General features: G+C 43.4%; 1 pseudogene. It reads left to right on the top strand.

The window, feature by feature from the left end:
* Window positions 1-5: 5 nt before the first annotated feature.
* Window positions 6-697, top strand: a pseudogene (locus tag JR005_RS00055) (biotin/lipoyl-binding protein); the annotation flags it as partial.

Here is a 697-nt window from a genome sequence, read left to right as displayed (position 1 = left end):
TGACTATATTGGTCGTTCTGATCATTGCCCTAGCATTTGTAGCCTATTGGTATTGGAATAAAGATAAATCTTCAGAACAGGAGTTGACCTTGTATGGCAATGTTGATATTCGACAAGTGTCATTGGCGTTTGAACAGGCGGGGCGTATTCAGCGCTTAAATGTTCAGGAAGGTGATCAAGTTCATCAAGGGCAAATATTGGCAGAGCTTAATACCGATGCACTTGATATACAAAAACAACAAGCACAAGCGCAATTGAATGTACAAAAACAAGCCGTTATTGCACAGCAAGTAGGCACTCGACCTGAACAAATTACCCAAGCTCAAGCACAGTTGGCTTCTGCACAAGCACAGTTTGAAAAAGCCACTAAAGATGTTCAGCGTTTACAGTCATTGAGTAATAGTACCGCAGGGCAAGCCATGAGTCAGCAGGAGCTCGATTTGCTAGAGCCAGCCAGAAGACTGCTGCTGCCACGGTCAAAGAACAACAAGCCAATCTTGTTTTGTTAGAAAAAGGGGCAAGGGCTGAAGATCGGGCTGCCACCAAAGCACAATTTGACGTCAGTCAGGCGAATCTGAATTTGATTGAATATCAATTAAGCCAAAGTGTATTACGTTCACCAGTCAATGCTGTAGTACGCGCTAGATTACAAGAAGTAGGGNTATGACCACTGCTCAAAAAGTCGTTTATACACTGG

The organism is Acinetobacter sp. Colony158 (genome assembly GCF_019264745.1).
GTDB lineage: Bacteria > Pseudomonadota > Gammaproteobacteria > Pseudomonadales > Moraxellaceae > Acinetobacter > Acinetobacter ursingii.
The sequence above is the reverse complement of the archived record's forward strand: the minus strand, read 5'-3'. Positions and strand labels throughout refer to the sequence as shown.